Source organism: Protofrankia coriariae, from assembly GCF_001017755.1.
GTDB lineage: Bacteria > Actinomycetota > Actinomycetes > Frankiales > Frankiaceae > Protofrankia > Protofrankia coriariae.
Map to the genome: position 1 here is coordinate 150,421 of NZ_JWIO01000014.1, position 23,973 is coordinate 174,393.

Sequence of the window (23,973 nt, forward strand, 5' to 3'; positions counted from 1 at the left end):
GCGGGCGCGAGCGCGCCCGCGAGCCGGACCGACAGCACGCCCTTGTCGTAGGTCGCGGAGATCTGGTCGGCGCCTACTCCTTCCGGCAGGTTGAACTCGCGGTGGAAGGCGCCGTACCGGCGTTCCCGCACGACGACACGTCCGCTGTCGCTCTCGCGGTTGTCGGCGCGCTCACCGCGGATGACCAGCCGGCCGCGCTCCAGTTCGACCGTGACGTCCTTCTCGATGTCGGCGCCGGGGAGCTCGAGGTGGACAACAACATCGTTGCCCTCGGTAACCACGTCTGCCAACGGAGCGAAGCCGAGGCGCGGTATCCGTGCCCGCTCGGGGGCGGCGTCCCAGCTACGCCGGACGATCTCGTGGAACTCGCGGTCCAGACGACCGAAGGCAGCGAACGGCTCCCACAGGTAGGTGCTCATGACTACTCCCTTCCTTCCAGCGTCGACCCCTGCACCGGCCAACTACCAACCGAAGGCTAACATCACCGGATCGGGATCATCTCAGTGTTGTTGAGTCTAGCAGACTCATACTTATGAACGAGCATTGAAGCAGTACCGTTCCCGACGGCGTGGCAGACTATCCGGCCCGCCGGTCGACACCCGGCCCTTACCACGTCGGCCTACCTGACGTCGGTCCACCTGACGTCGGTCCACCCGGTACCGGCCCACCCGGTACCGACAGCGGACGTGGCCCGCACGAGGCCGTCTCACCCGGACCGACCGGCACCCGACCGTCGATCGTTGCGACCACCTGCCCCAGCTCCGCTCCCACCGGCCGGACAGGTCCGACTGGACGCGGTAGGGCAACAAAGGTATTAAAAGTTAAAAAATGCATGCAATATGGACAGTGCAACTGTGGAGCAAGTTGAACAAAAAGAATAAAAGGCTGCGGCGCAAAAGGCCGTGCGGCCGTGAGCGGGCAGACGAACGGGGCGGAGCAGCACAGCGGCAGGCGGGACAGCCAGGCGGCAGGCGGCACGAGGGCAGCGCCGTGGAGGTGCCAGGACAGCGACCGCGGCGCGGTCACGAGCCGATCCGAGCCGGTCAGGCGTCCCGCGCGACCATCGACCACGCCCCACCGAGCAGCACGAGCGCCGTGTAGACGCTGAGCAGCGCGATGCTTCCCTCGGCGGACAGGCTCATGGCCGGTGGGTTCACGGTGACGATCGAGACCGCCATCGTCGCCGGCAGGTAGGGCAGGACGTCCTCCTGCAGCTCTCCCGGCAGGAACTGGACGGCGATCTGCAGCACCACCATGGCGCCGAACAGGATGCCCAGCGCGCCCGCGGTATGGCGGATGACCGCCGCGAGCCCAAGCCCGATCAGCCCGATCAGCGTGAGGTAGGCCGTGGCGCCGAGGACGATCCGGACGATTTCCGGATCGCCGAAGGAGGCCTGTTGGCCGGTCGACCGCAGCAGCTGTTGCCCGAGCACGAAGGCGACCAGGCAGGCGACGAACGCGCCGACCACCACCACGCCCGCGAAGACCACGGCCTTCGCCGCGAGCACGACCAGCCGGTTGGGGACGGCCGCGAAGGTCGTCCGGATCATTCCGCTGCCGTACTCCGAGCTGATCACGAGAACGCCGAGCACGCCCAGCGCGATCTGGGCCATGAAGATCCCGCTGAGGCTGAGCGCGGCCGGCTCCCCGCCGACGTCCCCACCCTGGTTGGCGGTTGCCCCGCACGCGATCGCGGCCAGGCCAACCGTGATGACGAAGGCAGCGAACAGGGTCCAGTACGTCGACCGGACGGTCCACAGCTTCGTCCACTCGCAGCGCAGGGCGTTCCCGAACGTGTCACGCCGGCCCGTCGCCGCGGACGGCCGGGGCGGGACGGCGCGGCCGGGCTGGTCGGCGGGCAGCCCCGGCGGTGTGCCGTCGGCGAGGCCGGTGGGCGGGCCGGCGAGGTCGCGGGGTGTGGCGTCCGGGGGCATGGTTGTCAGGGCCTCGATCCGACGGTTGTGGGTGTGCCGGGGGATGCGTTGGGAGAGGTGGCCTGGAGCGGGTCCAGCCCGGTCCGGTAGTCGACCGAGTCCCGGGTCAGATCCATGAAGGCCTCTTCCAGGGAAGCCTGCTGGGTTGACAGTTCGTGCAGGACGACACCGTGGGCGGCAGCCAGCTCACCCACCGCGGGTGCGTCCATCCCGAGCACCTCCAGGGCACTGTCCGGCCCGGGCTGCACACGCACGTCCGCCCGGTCCTGGGTCAACAGCGCCGACAGCTGCCCGGCCTGTGGCGAGCGCACCCGGACCCGGTTGCGCGAACTGCGGGAAAGCAGGTCCGTGACGCTCGCGTCCGTGACGAGCCGACCCCGTCCGATCACGACGAGATGGTCGGCGGTCAAAGCCATCTCGCTCATCAGATGACTGGAGACCAGCACCGTCCGTCCTTCGGCGGCCAGCTGCTTCATCAACGCGCGGATCCACCAGATACCTTCTGGATCCAGGCCGTTCACGGGTTCGTCGAAAAGAAGCACACCTGGATTGCCGAGCAACGCGGTCGCCACACCCAGGCGCTGTAACATCCCGAGCGAGAATGTGCGGATCCGCCGGCGGGCGACTGTGGCGAGGCCCACCATTTCCAGCACGGTGTTGACCCGGGACGGGCCGATGCCGTTGCTGCGCGCGATACACAGCAGGTGGCTGGACGCGCTGCGGCCACCGTGCACGGCACTCGCGTCCAACAGCGCTCCCACCTCGCACAACGGTCGCCGGATCGACGCGTACGACCTGCCGTTGACCCGGACCTCGCCCATGGTCGGCAGGTCCAGGCCGACGACGGCGCGCATCGTTGTCGACTTTCCCGCTCCGTTCGGTCCGAGGAATCCGGTGACCCGGCCGGGAAGAACCTGAAACGAAAGGTCGTCCACCGCAACGGTCGAGCCGTAGCGCTTGGTCAGCCGATCAACTTCGATCATCTGTCTCCGTCCGGACCGCGTGCGAACTGCCGGATACCGACCATAACCACCGGCCGGCTCCTGCCTGAGGAAACCCCAGGCGCGGCCACCCGGGATACCCGTTGTCCTCCGGCCGACACCGGTGGCCGGGACGACGGCGTCGGTTGCCCGATAGTGCCGGGTGTCCGACCGGCTTCCATCTGCTACGGCCGGTCGTCACCAGCGATGTCGACCAGCATCGACACGACTGGCGATATAGGTACATGATACCGTTTTTTATGTGCTTTCTTCCTATGAAGGTCGAATATCAAAATATAGCGAGGCCACCGCCAATAAGATCATTGTTGGCGAGTGGCCGGCCGCGCGCGTCGGATCAACGCCGGCCCCGGTCACGGAGTTCTCCACCGCCGAGTTCTCCACCGCCAGCGCCACCGCAGCGGGCGCTCTGGAGACCAGCCCCCTTGAGCAGCTGGTGTTGCGCGGTGACGGGCTGACCACCACGTCACTGGAAATTCTCACCGGCCGTCGCATCACTGTCCGTATACGTCGTCAGCAGCGCTTTCCGCTGACGACGCCGAGCCAGCGCGGCTACGCGGCGGACATCCGGGGAGTGGACAGCGGCCCCCGGTTCCACGAACTCGCCACCCGCACCCATCGGGACACCTACACCGACATCGGTTTGCGCGATCTCGACGGCAGCCCCGGAGACGAGCTCCTGGTCCGCGAGGTGCTTCTCACCAGCGACAACGGTGTCGTCCACGGGGCGGCGTCCCTGCTCGCCATCACCGACAGGCTGCCGGCCGACGTCGTGCGCGCGCTGGACACCGAGGAGCCCATCGGCAGGCTGCTGATGCGGGCCGCCCTGCCGGTCGTCCGTGAGCTGCGGTCATGGGGACGGCTGCCGGCCGGCGACTTCGCCACCCACCTCGGGTCTGCTCTCAGCGCGCAGTCCCGGGTGCCGGCCCGGACCTACCGGATGCGCGACATGCGGACCGGCCACCCCCTGACGCTGATCACCGAGTGGTTCTCCCCCCACCTGTTCGGCCACGACTCGAGCTGACTGCGCAGGCCTGCGCCGGCCTGCGCCGACACCGGCCTGCGCCGACACCGGTCGCGCCGACATCGCGGCGCCAGCCATACCGCGACACGCGGCCGCCCGGTCACTCCATGCCGTCACCTGAAGCGGCTGCGTCGTCATGCCTGCTCACGGGATGCCCGCTCACGGGCCCTCTCCCGGCCTGCCCAGGCCCACTCGTGGCTCACTCCCGGCCTGCCCAGGCCCATTCGCGGTCCGCTCGCGGTCCATGCGCGCGGGATCTCCACGGCCGGACCGGTTCTCGGCGAACCGGCCGGACACCGGTGGCCGGACCGCCGGGGACGCCGGCGCACCGACTGGCGTGACCGACCGGTAACCCGGGAACACAGAAGCACGGGACCGTAGCGGCACCGCTACGGCAGGGGCCTTCCATACCTATCACTAGTTACTATAAGTGATATCGATCATATTTTTTGCTACCGTAAGAAACGAGCGATCGTCATTAAGCACAACTCGTTTCCATCCGTTACGCTCTGTTCCATCAATCTCCATCAACGCCAGCCCAGTCAGGCAGCCGCCCCCACCCGGGCCGGACGCCAAGGACCTGAGGAGGCAACCACGTAATGACGGCGGAGACTCCGGCGAGACCGCCGCGGACACGACGGGGATCACGACGCCAGGCCCGCACCGATCTGCCCCGCCCCCCGGCTGACGCCGCCATCTGGAGCCAAGGGCTCACCCGGTGCTACGGCACCCGGCACTCGGTGGACAGGATCGACATCCACGTCCCAATGGGAGCGCTGTCCGGATTCGTCGGGCCGAACGGTGCCGGCAAGACAACCACCCTGCGGATGCTCCTCGGGCTGATCAAGCCCAGCGCGGGACACGGTTTCGTGCTCGGACATCCGATCGAACGGCCCGCCGAGTATCTGTCCAGGGTCGGGGCCATGATCGAAGGTCCGACCTTCCACCCTGGCCTGACCGGGCGGGCCAACCTGCGCATGCTGGCGCGGCTGCGCAGGCTGGGCCCGGAGCGCGTTGCCGAGACGCTGTCCATGGTCGGCCTCGCCAGCCGGGCCGACGACCGGTTCGCCTCCTACTCCCTCGGCATGAAACAGCGGCTGGGGATCGCCGCGGCCCTGTTGCCGCGTCCCGATCTGCTGGTGCTCGACGAACCGACCAACGGGCTCGACCCGGCGGGCATCCGCGAGATCCGCTGCCTGCTCAAGGACCTGGCCGGAGGACGCATGACAGTCTTCGTGTCCAGCCACCTGCTGTCGGAGGTCGAACAGATCTGCGACCACCTGGTGATGATCAGAGACGGGCGGCTGCTGTTCCAGGGCCATGTGACCGAACTGCTCGCCGCCGAGGACCCACGGCTCGTCCTGACTCCCGAGTACTCCTGTGACGCGGCACGGCTGGCCGCCCTGCTGGGTGACCACGGTCTACGGGTCGATCCGCCCGAGCGCTCGCCGGACGGCTCGGTCAGCGTGCACGCCCCGGAGGGCTCGGCGGCGAACCTGAACAGGATCGCCATGAGCGCCGGTATCGCGCTGCGGGCGCTGCGCGCGTGCCGGCCCACGTTGGAGGAGACGTTCCTGGTCGCGACGGGGGGAGTCGACGGGGACCTGATCCCCCGCAGCCGCAGCTCTCCGGACGTCCCGACGGAATCTCCGGATGACCCGGCTGACCTGCTCACCGCCGGGGCCACCGCATCGACCTCCGCTGGAGGGAACTCGTGACCGCGGCACTGCGGGCCGAATGGATCAAGCTCGGCCGCTCGCGTTTCTTCTTCGGCACGTTGGCGGCCGTCGTCTCGGTGGCCACGCTCGGCGCGGTACTGACCATGCTCTCGGTCGGACGTCGCGACTACGACGGGGTGCCCGTCACCGCGCCCGCCATGTCCCGTCCGGACGGGGTCATGCAGGGGCTGGAAGCCGTCAGCATCCTGCTCGGCGTGGTCGGGCTCGCCGTCACCGCCGCTGTCATCGGCGCCGACTACACCCAGGGAACCCTGCGTAACCAGCTCATGGCCCAGCCGCATCGACTCCGCCTGCTGGCGGGCAAATGCCTGGCCCTGGTGACGTTTATGATGACGATGATCGCCGCGGCCACCGTTGTGGCCGCGGCCGCGTCGTTCGCCATAGCTCCGATCCGGGGGGTGGACACCGCTGCCTGGCACAGCCTCGCCGGCCTGACGGAGATCGGTAAGGGCTACCTGAACGTGCTGGCCTCGTCCCTGGGATACGCGACCCTGGGGCTGCTCGCAGGGGTCGTCTTCCGCTCCCCCGCCGCCGCGGTGTCGGTCGCGGTCGCCTACGCGCTGCCGCTGGAGATGCTGGTGTCACGAATCTTCAGCCCGGCCGAGAGCTGGCTGCCCGCCCGGCTCATGGACGCCCTGGCCTCGGGCGCACGGGGATACCGGATCGCCTACGAAGCAGCCGGCCTGCGCATCCTGGTCTTCTGCGCCGCCGCGGTCGCGGCCGCCCTGGTGCTGTTCGCGCGCCGCGACGTGACGTCCTGACCAGCGGCTGACGTCCGCCACCCGCGCGGGCGGCGCCAGGCCGGGCGCGCGGGTCAGGCGAGCACGGCCCGCAGGTCGACCCGCATCAGCCACTGGTCGAGTTTGAACGGCGGGTACGGCCACGCGATGGCGTCCAGGACCAACTGGTTGACCGGCAGCCACATCACCCGGCGTCGCGCGTCGACGGCACCGCGCCGCAGGCCGACATAGCGGTTGGACGGCCCGCGCAGACGGCCCAGCCCGATGTCGATCGGCTGACCGACTGTGAACGTCATCCGCCTGCCCCGCCCGGACGGGCGGACGGCCCGCAACGTGCCGTCGAGGCCGGCCAGCACGACCGCCCCGCTGGCCGGGTCGAACACGATGCTGCGGACCAGACCGCCCGAATCGGTGCCCGCCACGAAATACTCCGGTGGGTTCGCCACCCCCCAGCCGCGCCACGGCCAGCCGTCGGTCGCCGGGGCGCGGGTGACCAGGCCACGGTCACCGTCGATCTTCGGATAGACCGCGAGCGTCGCCGCACGCAGCCCGTCCGGGCGGGTGCGGGCGACGTACAGGGTGCCGTTGTCGTCGAAGCACGCGGTCTCCATGCGGGAGCCGTCCACAGCGGCCCGTACCGCGGTGCTACAGGGAGTGATCGTCCCGCTCCCCTGTCCCGCGCCGCCCGCCGAGTAGGAGAACTCCTGGATCGGGAAGGAGACCACCTGGTGGTCGGCGGTCCGGCAGTCACTGATCAGCACGAAACGCTCGTCGCCGGCCGTGGACGTGGGGTCGGTGACGACCTCCCGGGGGTTGACCACCACCGGTACGCCGAAGGCCTGGACCTCCGGGTACTGCCAGGACGCGCGTACCCGGCCCGCGGTGTCCACGACCAGCAGTGCACCCTGGTCGGTGCCCAGGGTCGAGGACCCGAAGTACTGCGCGATCACCAGGTGGCCGCTGGCCGGCAACCGGGCGATCGCGGCCGGGCCGCGCGACCACCGCGGCTCCCCGCGGCCTTCGTGCGGAAAGGCACTCGCGGCCACCCCCGGCAGCGCGGTCGCCGCGAGCTGGTCGGTCGTCCACGACCGCGTCGGATCGTAGCTCCAGGGCTGGCCGGGAGCGGGACGACGGATCTGCCCGAGCGCCGGCAGTTCCCCGTACACCGCCGTGTCCCAGCCGAAGTACGACACGGCCGAGACGAACATCACCCGCTCGTCCGGGCCCGAACCGGTCACGATCACGTCGGCGACATCGGCGCCGCCGACGCCGCGGAACCCCGCGTCGGCCCGGGGCAGATGTGTCCGCCCGGTGGTCGACGGCACGACCAGCCGGGTGAAACGCATCGGGCCGGGCTCGAACACCGCGATCTCCATCCCCGTCCCGGTGGGCTGGGCCTGGTTGTCCGAGAACGGCGTGGTCGCGGTGAAAACGGTTCCGTCGGAGGTGACGGTCGACATGTAGGCGGCCTGGCCAGGGCCGAAACCCCAGCCGGGCACGTCCACCGTGACGATCCGGGCGCCCTCGGCGTCGTCGTGGAAGCTGTCGAGGTCACCGAAGCTGCCGGGCGCGCCGAACAGCGCGAGCGCGCCCATGTCGGCGGTATCGCCATGATCGTAAATACGCTCCGTGCCGAACAGCAGCCTGGCCGTGCCGGCGAGCGCGCCCAGCCCAGCCGTGGTCGCGCCGGCCACCATCCAGCGACGGGTCACGCCCCGCCGCCACGCCCGCGACTGTTCCGGGCATGCGCACGTATCCGCGCGTTCCTGGCACTCCCCGCATTCCTGCTGCTCCTGCTGCTCCTGTCGGGTCGCGTGGACGCCGTGGGATGCCGCGAGGACAAGGGGGGCGGTGGGCGCGGGGGTCGCGGACGCCGGCGCGGAAGCAGCGGGGGGAACGGCCACCGGGACGGACGGTCCGTACTCCACCGGATCGGCCGAGCNGGCCGAGCCGACCGGATTGGCAGGCTCGGCTGAGCCGACCGGATTGACTGGATTGGCCGGGCTGACCGGACGACGCCGGGAGCGGAGCGGGATCCACTCCCGGGGCGAGACCGCCGGTTCGTCCCGGCTCGCCGGCTGGTCAGGCCGGTCGCCGACGCGGGGGGATACGTCACCGGGTGTCGGCGTGTGCCCCCCCGCTGTGGAATCCCGACCCATGTCTCCCAGTGTCCGATGACCACATGGCCCCGGTTCGTCAGGATCGGAAAACCGGTCGGGTGACCTACCTTTCGGTTTGGGGCCGGTTCAGTGCGGTCTGGAACCATTTCGGCAGGTCTGACGGCACCGGCTCCCCGTCCGGCGGCGCGTCCAGCGATCACATATCAGTCATTGAACAATCACTGGCAGCTACTCAACGCGGCTGAGGATGAGGGCCTCCTGCTCGCGGACGGGCCCCCGGTCACGCCCTCCCACCAGATCGGCGGGGCCACGGCGGGGCCATCTGCCCGACCGCCGGCCGACAGCCTGCTCCCACCCGCCGGGTCGCCTGCCCGGCCGTGCCCGCGCCCACGACTCGGCCGCCTGCCCCGGCGGTGTGCCCGCGGCCGTCGCCAGCACGGCGGGCGAGTGCGCCCGCACCACCATGAGGCCGGCCAGCAAGGCGGTCACGGCCTGGCAGACGAGCGCCATCGCCGCGGTGGCGACCAGATCCCCGCCGGCCATGATCAGACCACCGCCCGTGAGCATGGTTCCGGCCGCGAGCACACCCACCACGCCGCGGCGGCCCGCGCCCAGCAGGTAGTTGGTGAACAGCAGCGTCACGGCCAGGCAGGTCATGGCAAGCGCCAGCACCCACAGCGCGGGCGCGCCCGCGGTCAGCTTCGGGCCGAAGACCTCCGACAGCAGGAACCGGGCGGCCACCGCGCCGACCGCCACCAGCAGCAGCCCGGGGGCGACCACCCAGCCGACCGCCACCAGCAGCGCCGCCGTAGCGGGACGGCCCTGCTGCCGGCGGCGGGCCGNCAGCCGACCGTCACCAGCAGCGCCGCCGGCAGCAGGAAGCCCGCCACGGCCAGCCCGATGAACACCGGTACCTTGCAGGCCGTGGCGATGGCGGCGTACGCCCCGACCGAGTCGGGGTTGAGCCAGCCGACGATGACCACGTCCATGTTCTGCAGCATGGCCAGCGGCACGAGCGCGGCGAGCGCGGTTGTCGTGTCACGCCGCAGGGCGTGCCTGGTCCGCACCGTCGGGACGGGCGGCAGGATGATCGGCCCGGTGGAGCCGATCCGTTCCGACCCATCGCCACCGTATGTGATCGAACGTCGAAAATCTGTTACTTTACGTGATGTTCGTGCGGTGCGTCGACGAGCGTGCTCGGTCGCGAGCGCAACACCGACGATCAGGCCGAGGCCCGCGCCGTTGACGCCCAGCCCGGCGAACACCAGACCGATCGTGACGGTGATCCGGGCCACGCCCTCCAGGACGAAGTTGCGGGCCAGGTCCTGATAGGCGCGGCGGGCCTGCAACAGGCCACGCTCGACCGACAGCGACACCCACACCCCCGCGGCCGCGACCGCCTCCGCGATCGCCAGCGGATGCGGGTAGGACAGCACCGCCGCCGTGGGCTTGGCGGCCAGCAGGCCGAGGACGCAGGTGACGGCCACTCCGACCGCGCAGACACCGCGCAGCCGGCGGATCCAGAACCCCCGCTGATGCCGGGTGTGGCCGGGTGCGGAGGTGTCCCGCTGCACCACGGCGATCTGCAGAGCGGAACCGCCCATCGACAGGATCAGGAAGATTCCGGTCTGGACGACCAGCGCGCCGTAGTTGACGGCGTCGAGCGCCCGCGCGAACACCAGGTTGGCCAGCAGGTTGCCGCCGTTGATGGCGACCCCGGCGACCGCGAGCGCCCCGGGCCCCTGGAGAGCTCGCGCGAGCGCCGCGCGTCCGACGTTCGTCACCCATCTCCTCCCGCCCGGCCCCGCTTGCGGTAGCGGGTCCATTTTGCCGCCCTTTGCCGGGCATCGCTGATCCACGGTAAGCCACCGCTCGCGCCCCATTGACGTCCGGTCCCCGCGATCTGACACCATCGTCGCGGGCTGGGGCGAGGACCGCGCCACCGGCGTCAGAAGGTTGACGACAGCCGTCCGCTGAAAGGAGTGCGCCAGTGCCCGTGACCGCAGCGCCCGCAGGCAGTCTGAGCAGGCGGATCGACGCGCTCGCCGGCCGTCGTGTGGTGTTCCTCAACTGGCGTGATCTTGACCACCCGCAGGCCGGTGGTGCTGAACTCTACTGCCAGTCGGTGGCCGAGCGCTTCGCCGCGGCCGGCGCCCGAGTGAGCCTGCTCACCGCCCGCCCGGCCGGCCAGACCCGGTCGGCCACCGTCCGCGGCGTCGAGATCCACCGCCGCGGCGGCACGTTCGGAGTGTATCCAGCCGTCCTCGCCCAGCTGCTGCGTGACCGCCGCGGCGTCGACGCGGTGGTGGACTGCCAGAACGGCATCCCGTTCTTCAGCCCCCTGGTGCTGCCCGCCAGCACCGCGGTGATCCAGGTCCTCCACCACGTCCACCAGCGGCAGTTCCCGCTCTACTTCCCGGAGCCGGTGGCCCGGATCGGACAGCTGCTGGAGACGCCGGGAAGCCGCTGGGTGTACGGGCGGCGCCCGGTGGCGGTGGTGTCACCGTCCACCCGGGACGAGGCCCGGGATGTGCTGAAGCTGGCCGGGCCACGCTTCATCGTGCCCGGCGGCGCCGACAGCCCGCTGCCCGGCCCGGCCCGGCCCGCGTCGCCCCGCCCCGCCCCGCCCGGCCCGGCCGACCGGCCGACCATCGTCTGTGTCGGGCGGCTGGTCCCGCACAAGCGACTGCACCTGCTCATCGACGCGCTGCCCGCGCTGCGCGCGTCCCATCCCGGCCTGGTGGTGGAGATGGTCGGGGACGGACCCGACCGCGACCGGCTGCTGCGGCACGCCCACGAGCGGAGCGTCGGCGAGGAGATCCTGCGCTGGCATGGGTATGTCGACGCGGCCGAGCGGGACCGGCTGCTGTCGACGGCCTGGCTGACGGTCAACCCCTCCCACGGGGAGGGCTGGGGCCTGTCGGTGCTGGAGGCCAACGCCCACGGCGTGCCGGCGGTCGCCTTCCGCGTCCCCGGGCTGCGTGACGCCGTCCGCGACGGGCACACCGGCTGGCTGGTGGACGAGCCCGGCCCGCTCACGGCGACGATCGACGCGGCCCTGTCCACGCTGGCGGACCCGGCCGCGGCGGCGCGCTGGCGTTCCCGGGCGCGGGCGTGGGCCGCAGGCTTTACCTGGGACGCCACCGCCGAACTGCTCGCCCGGGTGGTGACCGCCGAGATGGACCGGCTGGCGGCGGCCCGGGGCCGCGGGAGGCGCTCGGGCCGTGGCCCGCTCGGCGGACAGCCACCGGGTGGGAGCGCACCGGCTGGAAGCGCACTGGCTGGAAGCGCACCGGGCGGGCCGCTGCCAGGCTGGCGGCGGCTGCCGGGCCGGCGGCCGCGGGGCGGAAGCCCGCTGGACGGACCTGCGTCCCTGGGCGGGCCTGCCTCGGCCGGGCGCCGACGCGGGTCACGCCGCGCGGACGACGTCGTGACCCGCGCGGAGTTCCCGCTGGCGCCCACTCGGCCGCTGCCGACCCTGCGCCGCACCGACCTGGTGTACCGCCTGACCGGGGACGACGCCGTACCCGACCGGCTGGGCGGGCAGGCCGCTGCCGGCCGGGCGGTCGCGGTCCTCTACGGGGCCTCCCCCGCCGACGCCCGCGCCGCGCTCACCCGAGCCGGTGTGACCGGTCAGATCGAGGTGCGGGCCGCCACCGGCGAGGATCTGCTGATCGCAGCCACCCGCTGTGCCCTGTCCGACCCGCCGCCCACCAGCGGAACCACCACTACGCCAATGATCACCAAAGTAGGCTGACGCCTCTCTGCCAGACGCTCCCCCGAGCTATAGGTGAAAACCGTCGTGCTAGCAACGATTCCCACCTACGGACGCGGAACCCGTAGGTAGAAACCGCTGCGGCAACGACCGAAACCACCTACTGTCTCCTCTTCCGGCCAGTGGCGCCCGCTGCCGGGTAGCACTGCGGACGGTGTCCGTGTCACCCGGCCGCGGCAGACTGGGCGGCTGTCTCTGAGGGTGGGATGCCGGTCAGTTCGTCCAGGGCTGTCCGGTACACCCGCGCGAAGCGACGTACGGCGGCTCGGTCGAACAGGTCACGGTGGTAGCAGAAGGTCAGGCCGAGATCGCTACGGTAGCCGGCGGCGGCTATCACCAGTCCCTGTGGCAGCCCGGCGAACGCCGCGAAGTGCAGCGAGGCGACGTCCGGCCCGGACGTGCCCGACGCCGGCGGGTCGGCGAGCNNNNGGGTCGGCGAGCCGGCCCAGGTTGGTCACGGTGATCGTCGGCATCAGCAACGGTCGCGCCGTGCTCACAGCCAGCCGTAGCAGCGCGTGACGGGCCGGGCCGGGCAGCCAGGCGACACCGCCGATCCTGCCGCCGGTGACCGGCCGTGCCCCGGCCGTCGCCCCGGCCGTCCTGCCCGCTGCCTTGCCCACCGCCTTGCCCACCGCCTTGCCCGCTGCGGTCTGCCGGCGTACCGCGGCGAGCGCGGTGGCGGGATCCTGGCGGTCCCGTGGTGTCGTCACGATCAGAACCTCGCCGGTGTGGTTCCCGATGGCGTCCGTACCACCCGGGGCGCGCTGGCTGATCGGCATGCGTACCCGCACCGTCATGGTGGGCTGCCCGGCCGCGGTGTTCCACCGCTGGACGGCCACCTTCGCGGCGGCCAGCAGGAGATCGTTCACCGTGGCCGGGGTGTCCGCCACCAGCGTCCGGGCGGATCTCGGGACCGGAACGGTCTCGCAGTACACCCCGTAGGCGGAACTGTGACGATCATCCGTCGCCCGGCCGAGATGCGCCCGCGCGGAACGCGCACGGCTGCCCGGCCGGCTCTCCGGTGACGGGGCGACCCGGCTGGGCAGCCGCGGCACCGGCAGCCCGAGGACGAGCCGGCGCACCGCGCGGACCCGTGCCGGCCGGACAGGCACCGCGAGCAGGCCCGACACCGCCTGGCCGGACGGCTCGGACGCACGCGCGCCGGTGGCCTCAGCCAGCCACGCCGGCTCGGTGGGCGCGCTGGCCAGCGCCCGGAAAGCGGTGCTGGGGCAGCGCTGAAGGATCGCGCGCAGCAGTATCGCCACGCTCATCCCGTCCAGGGCGGCATGATGCGCGGCAACGGCGACCGCGTCGCCGGCGGGCAGCCGCACGTGCAGGACCCGCAGCGGGCAGGAGGCGGTCAGGTCGAACGGGTGCGAGCAGATCTCCGCGAACTTCTCCCACACGTCATCGTCACCATCACCTTTTGCCACTGTCAGCACGTCGTCCGGGCTGTGCGGAAACCACCACCGCCGGCCGGACAATCCCGTGCGCATGCGTGCCCGGGCCATCGGGTGACGCAGCAGGACATCGATCACCGCGTCCCGCAGGACGAACGAATCGATGATCTCGCGGGTACGAGCGATCATCCCGACCGAGATCGGCGCGGCCCTGCGGTCAGAGGCGACGATCAGATCTTCCAGCACCGAAAAGCGGCGTTCCCGGACCGGCCGGGCACGCTCGAGAACAGGCCGACCGGTTTCGTCCGGACCAGTTCCGGTGCGGCCGGGAGCGGTCGTCCCGGAACGGTTCTGGACGGAGCCGCTCCGGCGGGAGCCAGCTCGGACCAGGCCGGTCGACACCGGCGCTACGGACGATCCGGTTCGCGGGGCGGGGACCACGGGCGCGGACGGTCCCGGGAGCAACGCTGATCGCCACATTTCGTGGGGGTCGATGTTCACATCCTCCTTCTTCCTGCCCGTCCATCCCGGTCAGGAGAACGGTGCAGCGGCGAATGTCCCCACGACAGATCCCCACGCAGCCCAGTTTCCGACTCACCGGGACCATTGATGTGATCCAGTCGGAAATAGTGGCGAAGACCTCTTCTGCCGCCGGATTCGTTCCGGTTACCGGTGATTACCGGTGAATACCCATCGGTGACCGCAGCACCGAGACGACCGCGGACATCACCGGCGGAAGCCGAATGGGTATCGACCCGAAACGCCGAGATGTCGAGACGAGAAGCCGCGAGAACAATCGTCTGTAGAATAGTATTTGAACGATTTTTTACCCCATGGACGTCGCGGATTCAGCACGAAGATTCAGCACGAGGCGCCCTGCCGCCCATCGACGGCACCCGGATCGACAGCAAAAACAACGAAAAAACAACGAAACGGCCGGATGAGGCGCCGGACGCGATGGCCGGACCAGGAGTGCCGGACCAGAGCAGGTCGGGTCAGGACGGAGCGCCGGCCGGCCCAGAAACACCGCTCCGCCCGCTGCGGCGCCGACACCGGTCCGCGCGCTTCGCCGCCACGCGCCACGAGGTCGCCCCCATCCGGCCTTGTCCGGTCATCCGACACCGAGGCCGAAAGCAGCCCGCCGTGCTGGCCGAGCCCGTCGGCAGCGCCAGCGCTGCCGACGCTCGTCATCCGGTGCCGAGGCCGAGCGCTCCACGGCGCCGCTCGCGTCGTCCACCAGGACGGGCCGACGTGAGCGGTCCGTACCGCTTCGGCCCGGGGCCCAGGTGGCGGCCGCCCGCGACAGTGCCTCCAAGATGCCTTCAGCTGCCTCCAGCTGCCTTCAGACGACCTCGCGGGGAGCCGGCTGGCGGCCCTCCCGGTTCGCGGGGAGCCGGCTGGCGTCCCGGCCAGCCGGGAGAATGGCCGGTGAGGTGGGCATCTCCGCCGGAGCGCCGCCGGCCACCAGGGCGCCGGTACCCATACTGATCACCCGGGCGACCGGGGCCTGTGACGGCTGCGTGTCGTCCGTGGCCGCCGGGGCCGTGCTCACGCTGGGGCGCCGGACGACCGCCAGCGGCGTGGGCACCGGCTGGAGAACGACCGACGGCTGTGCCTCGACGGGGCGCAGGCCCAGCGGCGCGGACGTGACCGCGGCCCGCCGTCGGTGGTAGCGCCTGGCCCGCAGCACGTCGACCAGCATCGCCGGGGTGTGTCGGCTCACCCGGAACGTCCCACCGGCCATCTCCGACCAGCGGACGGGCACCTCCGTGATCCGGTAGCCCATCGACCGCGCCAGTGAGAGGACCTCGACGTCGAACCCGAAGCCGGTCGACCTGGACAGGCTGAACAACAGTTTCGCCTCGGCGTGGCGGAACGCCTTGAAGCCGCACTGGGTGTCGGCGACGTCCAGCGCCGTGAACGTGCGGGTGATCTGGTTGAACGCCCAGCTGCCCATCCGCCGGCCGTTCGAGCGGACCGTGCTGCCGCCGATGCGGCGTGATCCCAGCGCCACCTCGGCGTCCTGCAGGGCGGCGAGCAGCAACGGGAGATCGTTCACGTCCGAGGCCATGTCGGCGTCCATGAACACGATCGACGCGCCCCGGGCCATCGCGACCCCGGTCCGCACGGCCGCGCCCTTGCCGGAGTTCCAGGGGAGCTTCACGACATGCGATCGCGGGAACCCGCTCAACAGCTGCTGGGCGACCTCGGCGGTGCGGTCCGTACTGCCGTCATCGACAATGATCACTTCCGCGCCGGCGAGCCTGCCCAGCACGGAGGTGAGACGAGGCAGCGACTCCGGGAGCCGGTGCGCCTCGTTGAAGGCGGGGATGACGATACTGACGGGAACGTGGTCCAAGAGTCACTCCCAAGCTGGGTCGGCAGCGACAGAGGCAATTGTGATCGCCTGCCGATCTCGAGGTACTTCGGGCCGCCCGATGCCCGGCCGAAGTGTCGTCGATGCGACATCGCCAAGCCGTCAGGATTTGAGACGCCGTACCGGATGCGTGTCCGGCGGCTAACGACGCACCGACCGGCGGCCGACAGCATGCCAAAACCTCTGGACGGCGCATGACGGGGGCCGGGGGCCGGACCCGTGCCCGGCCCGCTCCGGCGGTCGGCGTCACGGTCCGCGTCCACTCGGAGTGTGAGCGCTCACTGGGACACCTCCGAGAATTCGCCGCGACACCGGATCCGAATACCGTCACTACAACCTCACAATCGGTAGCATCACCATCGGCTTCGCTGTCAGGACACCATCCCGTGAGCACGACTGTCCGCCCACGCGGTGGCAGCGCCCCACGCGTACGCCCATGGCATCCTCCCGCAGGCACGATCCCCTCCTTCGCCCGCCACCCTGACATCGCCCCGACGCACATCCGACAGTCCACGGTTCGTCACACCACGACCGCTCCTCCCCCGGGCGGGGAGGGCACGGTACCGCCTGGAAAGCCGCGACCCGCGGGGTTGCGCCCCCAACGCCGGCCGGGCCGGCGGCCGACTTCCGCTGACTTCCGCCGTGACGATCGTCCGTTCTCCCGCTTTCACATTCGGCATTATGCGATCATGAAGCTCCGATCGGTTTCGGCGCGGGCCCGCACTATGTGACCGACATCCCGGGCCACGTCCGGCCATCCGGTACGCATGAGCCGGACCCGCCGTCACCTCCGAATACGCGAAAAAGCCATAATCATTCATCCTTCGACTGATCCATGACATCCCGCCAATATCAGGCGACAACCAGACGATACCCGCTCCCCGCCGGCACGCCCCCGGCCGGGTGGTGACGACCGGCAACCGGGCGGGCACCGCACCGCGCGCTTCAGCGGATACGACAAAGCGGGTGCTCCGCCCATGCGAGCACCCGTCCGACGGCGTCGGGCCGCTCCCGATACTGCTCACGGACACCTCCGGCACCGGATCAGCCGAATGGCGATCCGAGCGGGTCCGTCCCCGGCCTTTCCCAGCTCCGGCGGGCACGGCCGCCGACGGGATTCTCCCGGTACGTCACGGGAGCCGGAGGCGATACCCGATCACGTTTCTCCGCGCACCCGGCGCGCCACCTCCCCGCCCACCGTCGCGCCCCGACATATACCCCGGACAAAAACAGGGAACCCCCGCCGCCAGGAATTCGTCCAGTTCCCCCGACAAACGTCGACGCATCTGCGCTGAAAGTATCGTGGAGGTGAGATCCGCCAGTTTCCGCGGGCCCGACCGGGGCACCCGGCGCGGACGGTACACAACGGTCCCCCTGGCCAGGCCGCCCGGGCCGGGGCACCCTGGATCCGGTGGGCGCCCACATGGGCACCGCGGGAGGGACAGGTGATGACGCAACGCCGTCAGTTCGACAGGCCCGGCCCCGGGGGCGACCCTGGCAGCGTCTCGTCCGGCGACAGCACGCCCGACAGCGGCAGGTCCGACAGCGGCACGGCCGCGGACGGGCCGGGCCCGCGGCCGACCGCCCCGGACCACCCCGGCAGCGGTCAGCAGGGCCAGCAGGACAGGACCGGCCGCCGCCGCAACACCGGCGATCCCGGCCTGCGCGCGCTGATCGGCGCCGGCCGGTCACGGCTGCCTCCGGGGACGGCGATGCGAGCCCGCGACATCGCCCGCCCCGACCCCGACGACCTGGCCGAGGCCGAGCGCAGCGTTGTCATCCGCCGGCGCCCGTGGACGGATCCGACGGCCGCCACCCCCCGGGGGCAGCGTCGGCGTTAGAACGTCGGCGTCAGGGAGCCAGCGGCGCCGACGGCACCGGAACCTCACCGGTCCGCTCGTAGGAAGAGATCATCCCGATCCGCCGGACATGACGCTGTTCGGCGCTGAACGACGTCCGCAGGAACGTCTCGACGAAGTCCACGGCCTCGGGGACGGTGTGCAGCCGGGCACCGAGACTGATCACGTTGGCGTCGTTGTGCAGCCGGGCGAGCCGGGCGGTCTCGGTGCTCCAGACCAGCGCCGCGCGCACCCCGGAGACCTTGTTCGCGCAGATGACCTCGCCGTTGCCGGAACCGCCGAGAACGATGCCGAAGGCGTCCGGCTCGCCCGCGGCCGCCACGGCGGCGGCAAGCACGTACGGCGGGTAGTCGTCGTCCGGGTCGTAGGTGGCAGGCCCGTGGTCGACCGGGGTGTGCCCCTGCTCGGTCAGCCACGTGATCAACGAGGCCTTCAGGTGGAAGCCCGCGTGGTCGGAACCAAGATGAACGCGCATGGGTGGAAATGATGCCCGCCCCCTGCGCTGCCCATGCCGGCCCCCGTCGAAAAGGAGGACAACGCACCCACCGGGCCGGGCTCCCATCCGGATCGGGCCGCGCACGGCGCGGTCCGGCCGGACCGCCGGCACCGCCCGGTCGAACACGGGTACCGCCCGGCCGAACGGTCGGGTACCGCTCAGCCGAGCGGGGACTCAGTCGAAGATGGGAGGGAGGTCCCGGGTGCGCTTGAGCTCGTAGAAGCCGGGCGTGCCGGCGACGAGCAGCACCCCGTCCCAGAGCCGCCCGGCGGCCTCGCCCTTCGGCGACGGGGTGACGACCGGGCCGAAGAAGGCCGTGTCCCCCACCGCGATCACCGGGGTTCCGACGTCCATGCCCACCCGGTCCATGCCGTCGTGGTGGCTGGCCCGCACCGCCTCGTCGAACTCGTCCGAGGTGGCCGCGTCCACGAGGTCCGTGGGCAGCCCGGCCTCGGTCAGCGCGGCGGCGAAGGTGTCGGCGTCCCACTCCGCCTTCTCCAGGTGACGGCGCCGGCCCAGCGCCGTGTAGAGCGGGAGCAGCACCTCGTCACCGTGGCGTGCCGCGGCGGCGACACTGATCCGCACCGGCCCCCACGCGCGCTTCATCCCCTCCCGGTACCGCTGCGGGAGGTCCTCCCGGCCCTCGTTGAGAACGGCGAGGCTCATCACGTGCCAGCTGAACCGCACCGGCCGTACCTGTTCGACGTTCAGCGCCCAGCGCGACGTCAGCCACGCCCACGGGCAGCTCGGGTCGAACCAGAAACCGGCCTGCGCGGGAGCGGACGGGTCGGGAGAGCCGGCAGGTCCCGGTTGCGCTCCGGAGGCAGGTGACGGGCGTGTGGACACGGTCTCGATCCCGGGCTGTGTGGTCACAAGTCACTCCTGATCACCAGAAACGGGCACGCCGGCAGGACGATCATGGGTGCCGCGCCGCCGGAAGGCCCGGGTTCATCGGTCACTCAGGCCCAACCATCAGGGGCGGGTGGCTACTTCCCGGATCGGGCGAGATAGCTCGCGACCCTGTTGACCACCGCCACGAACGGCACGGCGGCGACCGCTCCGGGGATGCCGGCAAGCACCCCGCCCGCGGACAGTGAGACGACGATCGCCAGCGGATGCAGCCGCACCGCCCGCCGCATGACCAGCGGCTGGAGCAGATGGCCTTCGATCTGCTGCACGGCGAGCACCACGCCGAGGATGACCAGCGCGGGTACCAGGCCGTTGGAGACGAGCGTGACCAGGATGGCCGCCACGCCCGCCACCGTCGCGCCGACGATCGGGATGAACCCCCCGAGAAAGGTCAGCAGTGCCAGCGGCGCGACCAGGGGAACCCCGACGACCAGCAGGCCGATGGTGATGCCGATCGCGTCCACCAGCGCGACGAACATCGTCCCGCGGATGTATCCGGTGACGGTCGCCCACGCCTCCTTCCCCGCGCCCCGGACCCGTTCCTCGGTGCCAGGGGGGAAACGGGTCACGATCCAGTCCCAGATCCGGTCACCGTCGTGGACGAAGAAGAAGGTCGCGAACAGGGTGAGCAGGATGCCGGTGAGCACCTCCGCGGCGACCGTGGCGCCGGAGAGCACACCGGAGACCAGCCGTCCCCGGTTGTTCGCCAACGTCCTGGTGATGTCGTTGGTGAGATCGTCCAACTGGCTCTGTGACAGGTGCAGCGGGCCGTCCCGCAGATAGTCGCGGACCTGCTCCACACCCTGGCTGACCTGGTCGGAAAGGCTCGGGAACTCGTTGGCCGCGTTGAAGCCGACGCCCACTCCGGCGCCCGCCACCAGAATCAGGAAGCCGAAGACGGTCACGAAGGACGACACCAACTTGGGCACCCCGTGCCGGCGCAGCCGCATCGCCGTCGGGTAGATCAGGGCGCTGACGAGCAGACCGGCGATCACCGGGATCACCACGACGCGGACGCGCCCGATGACGATCATGAGTATGTAGATCGCCACGCCGATGACGAGCAGGCGCCACGACCATCCGGCGGCCACCCGCAGGGATACCGGCACGTGCGGATCACCCGTTCCGGCCGAGGCGGCGGTTCCCGCCGCCGGGGCGTCCGTTCGTGGCGGGGTGCCGGGTCCCGCGGCCGGGGCGGGAGGACCGCTTGGCGGGACGACCGGGCCCGGCGCCGCGACGTCCGCCGCCGCGCCGGCGGGGACAGTGCTGGACTGGGCGGCGGCGTCCGACGGCACCGCGTCCGGACTCGGACTGTTCACGGACTCCGTCTCCGGGGGCGCTGCTGCCTGCGCAGCAGGCACCTCCGGGGGCGGAGCCTGCGGAGGGTCCGTCTGCGGAGCCGAAGCGTCCGGAGCTGAAACGTCCGAGGGCGGGTTTTCCGAGGGCGGGGGTTCAGTGGCCGGTACCCGCGTGTCCGGCGCGGGGTCATCCGGACGGGCCCGGCGTCCGCGACCGATCCTCCACTTCACGGGAGCTCCCGGTCCGCCGCCACGGTGGCCTCACTGATCAAACCCGTCACCCGCTGTGCCCCTTCCCCGGCGTCAGCCCCCGCGGTGCCACCTTCGTTCCCGTGCCACCCTGCCCGACAAGCCGGGCGTCGGCTCCGCAAACACTGCTCGAATCCCCCGTATCAAACCCGACAGCGGACGAGCTGGACAGTCGTGCGCCGTCATCGGGCAGGTCCGGGTGGAGCCGGTACGACCAGTGCGGAAGGCATGGGAGACTGGAAAGCCGTCGGGCTCTCTCCGTCGCGCCGACCGGCCCACCAGGCCGGGACGTTCGACGCCTCGTCCCGGACCGAACAGACTCGGGCCGGCGGGCTGGAGCCAACAGAGCCCACGGAGCAACCGGACATCGTCCGTCCACCGCCGCTGGATCGAAAGGACCTGTGTGTCAGCCAACAACCTCACCCGCGACGAGGCGCGTGAGCGCGCCCGGCTGCTCAATGTGTCCTCCTATGAAGTGAACCTCGACCTGACCAGCGGTGACACAACGTTCGCGTCACGGACTGTGGTGCATTTCACCAGCACTGAGCCGGGCGCCTCCACCTTCATCGAACTGACCGCCCCGACCGTGCGCGCGGTGACCCTCAACGGCCGCGCGCTGGACCCGGCCGAGGCGCACGACGGCAACCGGATCGCCCTGACGGACCTGCGGGAGGCCAACGAGCTGGAGGTGGTGGCCGACTGCGCGTACTCGAAGACGGGTGAGGGGCTGCACCGGTTCGTCGACCCGGTCGACTCCGCCGTCTACCTGTACACGCAGTTCGAGACCTACGACGCGCACCGCATGTACGCCTGCTTCGACCAGCCGGACCTCAAGGCGGTCTTCAAGCTGTCGGTGGTGGCGCCGTCGGAGTGGCGCTGCATCTCCAACGGCCGGTATCTGGAGACCACCGACGCCGGCGAGGGCCGGACCTTCTGGCTGTTCGAGCCGACACCGGTCGTCTCGACCTACATCACCGCGCTGGTCGCCGGCCCCTACCACGAGGTGCGCGACCATCACGACGGGATCGACCTCGGCCTGTACTGCCGGCGGTCGCTCGCCGAGTTCCTCGACCCCGAGGAGATCTTCACCATCACCAGGGCCGGGTTCGACTTCTACCACCGGGTGTTCGACTACCGGTACCCGTTCGGCAAGTACGACCAGCTCTTCGTCCCGGAGTTCAACGCCGGGGCGATGGAGAACGCCGGCTGCGTGACCTTCCTGGAGGACTACGTCTTCCGCGCGAAGGTCACCGAGGCCCGCCGGGAGCGCCGGGCCGAGACGATCCTGCACGAGATGGCGCACATGTGGTTCGGCGACCTGGTGACGATGCGCTGGTGGGACGACCTGTGGCTGAACGAGTCGTTCGCCACGTTCATGTCGGTGCTCGCCCAGGTGCGCTCGACCCGGTTCACCAACGGCTGGACGACGTTCGCGAACGCCGAGAAGGGCTGGGCCTACCGGCAGGACCAGCTCTCCTCCACCCACCCGATCGTCGCCGACGCCCCCGACATGGAGGCCGTGCGCACCAACTTCGACGGCATCACCTACGCCAAGGGCGCCTCCGTCCTCAAGCAGCTGGTGGCCTGGGTGGGGCAGGAGGAGTTCCTCACCGGCCTGCGCTCGTACTTCCGCCGCTACGAGTACGGCAACACCTCCCTGCGCGACCTGCTCGACGAGCTGGAGAACGCCAGCGGCCGTGACCTGACGGTGTGGTCGGCGGACTGGCTGGAGACCACCGGCGCCAACACCCTGCGGCCCCGGTTCGAGACCGACTCCTCGGGGCTGTTCACCACCTTCGACGTGGTGCAGGAGCCGGCGTCCTCGCCGGCGACGGCGAGCGCGACCCTGCGGCCGCACCGGCTGGCGATCGGCCTGTACGACCGCGCCTCCGACGGGTCGCTGCAACGCCGCGAGCGCGTCGAGCTCGACGTGGTCGGCGCGCTGACCGAGGTGCCGAAGCTCGTCGGGGCCCGGCGGCCCGACCTGGTGCTGCTCAACGACGACGACCTCACCTACGCCAAGGTCCGCCTGGACGACCGTTCGCTGGCCACCCTGATCGACTCGATCGGGACGATCCGCGAGTCACTGCCACGCACCCTGTGCTGGGCCGCCGCCTGGGACATGACCCGGGACGCGGAGCTGGCCGCGCGCGACTACGTCAAGCTCGTGCTGTCCGGGGTGGCCGCCGAGGACGACATCGGCGTCGTCCAGTCGCTGCTGGCAAAGGCCCAGCTCACCATCAACACCTACGGGGATCCGGCGAACCGGACGCGGGCCCTGCGCGAGCTGTCCGCCCGCGTCGAGGAGCTGCTGCGCGCCGCCGCGCCCGGCAGCGACCTGCAACTGGTGCACGCGACCACGTTCGCCCACGCCGAAGAGCCCGACCAGGTCGCACGGATTCGCGCGATCTTCGAGGGCGCCGACGTCGTCGACGGCCTCGTGCTGGACACTGAACTGCGCTGGACGCTGCTGATCCAGCTGGTGGCGCGCGGCGTCTACGGCCTCGAGGAGATCGAGGCCGAACTCGCCCGCGACCGGACGGCGACCGGCGAGAAGCGGGCCGCCACCGCCCGCTCGGCCCGTCCGACCGCTCAGGCGAAGGCCGCCGCCTGGTCAGCGGCGATCGACTCCGACACGCTGTCGAACCACCTGCTCGTGGCGACCCTGGGCGGTTTCTGGATCCCCGGCCAGGAGGAGCTGACCCGGCCGTACGTGAGCCGGTTCTTCGCCGAGATCGGCGAGATCTGGCGGACGAGGACCTTCGACACCGCTCAGACGATCACGCAGATGCTCTTCCCGTCCGCGATCGTCGAACCGGCGACGGTGGACGCGGTGGACGCCTACCTGGCCGAGGCCGACCCCGGCCCCGCCCTGCGCCGGGCCCTGGTCGAGGGCCGCGACGGCCTGCTCCGCGCCCTGCGCGCCCGCGCCAAGGACGCCGAGGCCGCCGCCAGTTCCTGATCCCACCGATCCCACTGATCCCACTGAAACATCCACAACCAGACGCCGCGAACACCGATAACGAAGACCATCCGGACCGCACGCTCCGCGGCT

The 23,973-nt window shown here is 71.0% G+C and carries 15 protein-coding genes (1 of these 15 only partly in view); 6 read left to right on the forward strand and 9 right to left on the reverse strand.

Annotated elements, in window-relative coordinates; all coding sequences use genetic code 11:
- The 3 genes from FrCorBMG51_RS10690 to FrCorBMG51_RS10700 all read right to left on the reverse strand — a co-directional run.
- Window positions 1-419 carry the 5' portion of an Hsp20/alpha crystallin family protein gene (locus FrCorBMG51_RS10690; RefSeq protein WP_086055378.1) on the reverse strand. It extends 169 nt beyond the left edge of the window, so only the first 419 of its 588 coding nucleotides appear in the window; the start codon lies at window positions 417-419; its stop codon lies beyond the left edge, outside the window.
- 624 nt (window positions 420-1,043) lie between these two features.
- Window positions 1,044-1,934 carry an ABC transporter permease gene (locus tag FrCorBMG51_RS10695; RefSeq protein WP_052914549.1) on the reverse strand — a complete coding sequence of 297 codons (891 nt, stop codon included), beginning with the start codon at window positions 1,932-1,934 and terminating at the stop codon, window positions 1,044-1,046.
- A 5-nt stretch (window positions 1,935-1,939) separates the two neighbouring features.
- Window positions 1,940-2,917 carry an ABC transporter ATP-binding protein gene (locus FrCorBMG51_RS10700; protein ID WP_047222889.1) on the reverse strand — a complete coding sequence of 326 codons (978 nt, stop codon included), beginning with the start codon at window positions 2,915-2,917 and terminating at the stop codon, window positions 1,940-1,942.
- Between the two features lie 259 nt (window positions 2,918-3,176).
- Between FrCorBMG51_RS10700 and FrCorBMG51_RS10705 the strand changes: the two genes are divergently transcribed.
- From FrCorBMG51_RS10705 to FrCorBMG51_RS10715, 3 genes are all read left to right on the forward strand, one after another.
- Window positions 3,177-3,956: a chorismate--pyruvate lyase family protein gene (locus tag FrCorBMG51_RS10705; protein ID WP_047222890.1), complete on the forward strand. Its 780-nt coding sequence runs from the start codon at window positions 3,177-3,179 to the stop codon at window positions 3,954-3,956.
- Window positions 3,957-4,555: 599 nt separating this feature from the next.
- Window positions 4,556-5,674 carry an ATP-binding cassette domain-containing protein gene (locus tag FrCorBMG51_RS10710; protein ID WP_052914550.1) on the forward strand — a complete coding sequence of 373 codons (1,119 nt, stop codon included), beginning with the start codon at window positions 4,556-4,558 and terminating at the stop codon, window positions 5,672-5,674.
- Complete coding sequence (locus tag FrCorBMG51_RS10715) at window positions 5,671-6,456, forward strand: ABC transporter permease (RefSeq protein WP_047222891.1); 786 nt, start codon at window positions 5,671-5,673, stop codon at window positions 6,454-6,456. Before FrCorBMG51_RS10710 ends, FrCorBMG51_RS10715 begins: the two co-directional genes overlap by 4 nt.
- Before the next feature lie 53 nt (window positions 6,457-6,509).
- On the opposite strand, the gene FrCorBMG51_RS10720 is transcribed toward FrCorBMG51_RS10715, so the two are convergent.
- Together FrCorBMG51_RS10720 and FrCorBMG51_RS26655 are read right to left on the reverse strand one after the other, a co-directional pair.
- Window positions 6,510-8,339, reverse strand: coding sequence for a hypothetical protein (locus FrCorBMG51_RS10720; protein ID WP_420848600.1), 1,830 nt, complete (start codon window positions 8,337-8,339; stop codon window positions 6,510-6,512).
- A gap of 444 nt (window positions 8,340-8,783) precedes the next feature.
- Window positions 8,784-9,335, reverse strand: coding sequence for a polysaccharide biosynthesis protein (locus tag FrCorBMG51_RS26655; protein WP_162233198.1), 552 nt, complete (start codon window positions 9,333-9,335; stop codon window positions 8,784-8,786).
- A gap of 1,210 nt (window positions 9,336-10,545) precedes the next feature.
- On the opposite strand from FrCorBMG51_RS26655, the gene FrCorBMG51_RS10730 reads away from it, so the two are divergent.
- Window positions 10,546-12,312, forward strand: coding sequence for a glycosyltransferase family 4 protein (locus tag FrCorBMG51_RS10730; protein ID WP_047222892.1), 1,767 nt, complete (start codon window positions 10,546-10,548; stop codon window positions 12,310-12,312).
- Between the two features lie 2,760 nt (window positions 12,313-15,072).
- On the opposite strand, the gene FrCorBMG51_RS10740 is transcribed toward FrCorBMG51_RS10730, so the two are convergent.
- Window positions 15,073-16,089: a dolichyl-phosphate beta-glucosyltransferase gene (locus tag FrCorBMG51_RS10740; RefSeq protein ID WP_047222894.1), complete on the reverse strand. Its 1,017-nt coding sequence runs from the start codon at window positions 16,087-16,089 to the stop codon at window positions 15,073-15,075.
- A 1,466-nt stretch (window positions 16,090-17,555) separates the two neighbouring features.
- Here FrCorBMG51_RS10740 and FrCorBMG51_RS25010 point away from each other — a divergent pair.
- Window positions 17,556-17,948, forward strand: a complete 393-nt coding sequence (locus FrCorBMG51_RS25010; RefSeq protein WP_052914551.1) for a hypothetical protein — start codon at window positions 17,556-17,558, stop codon at window positions 17,946-17,948.
- Between the two features lie 10 nt (window positions 17,949-17,958).
- Here the strand turns inward: FrCorBMG51_RS25010 and FrCorBMG51_RS10750 are convergent, their stop codons facing one another.
- The 3 genes from FrCorBMG51_RS10750 to FrCorBMG51_RS10760 form a co-directional block, all read right to left on the reverse strand.
- Window positions 17,959-18,441 carry a ribose-5-phosphate isomerase gene (locus FrCorBMG51_RS10750; RefSeq protein WP_013872925.1) on the reverse strand — a complete coding sequence of 161 codons (483 nt, stop codon included), beginning with the start codon at window positions 18,439-18,441 and terminating at the stop codon, window positions 17,959-17,961.
- Window positions 18,442-18,636: 195 nt separating this feature from the next.
- Window positions 18,637-19,335: a mycothiol-dependent nitroreductase Rv2466c family protein gene (locus tag FrCorBMG51_RS10755; RefSeq protein WP_047222895.1), complete on the reverse strand. Its 699-nt coding sequence runs from the start codon at window positions 19,333-19,335 to the stop codon at window positions 18,637-18,639.
- A 113-nt stretch (window positions 19,336-19,448) separates the two neighbouring features.
- Window positions 19,449-20,690, reverse strand: coding sequence for an AI-2E family transporter (locus tag FrCorBMG51_RS10760; RefSeq protein ID WP_047222896.1), 1,242 nt, complete (start codon window positions 20,688-20,690; stop codon window positions 19,449-19,451).
- A 631-nt stretch (window positions 20,691-21,321) separates the two neighbouring features.
- Here FrCorBMG51_RS10760 and pepN point away from each other — a divergent pair.
- A complete protein-coding gene (gene pepN / locus FrCorBMG51_RS10765; protein ID WP_047222897.1) occupies window positions 21,322-23,880 on the forward strand; it encodes an aminopeptidase N in 2,559 nt (852 codons plus the stop codon).
- Window positions 23,881-23,973: the final 93 nt, after the last annotated feature.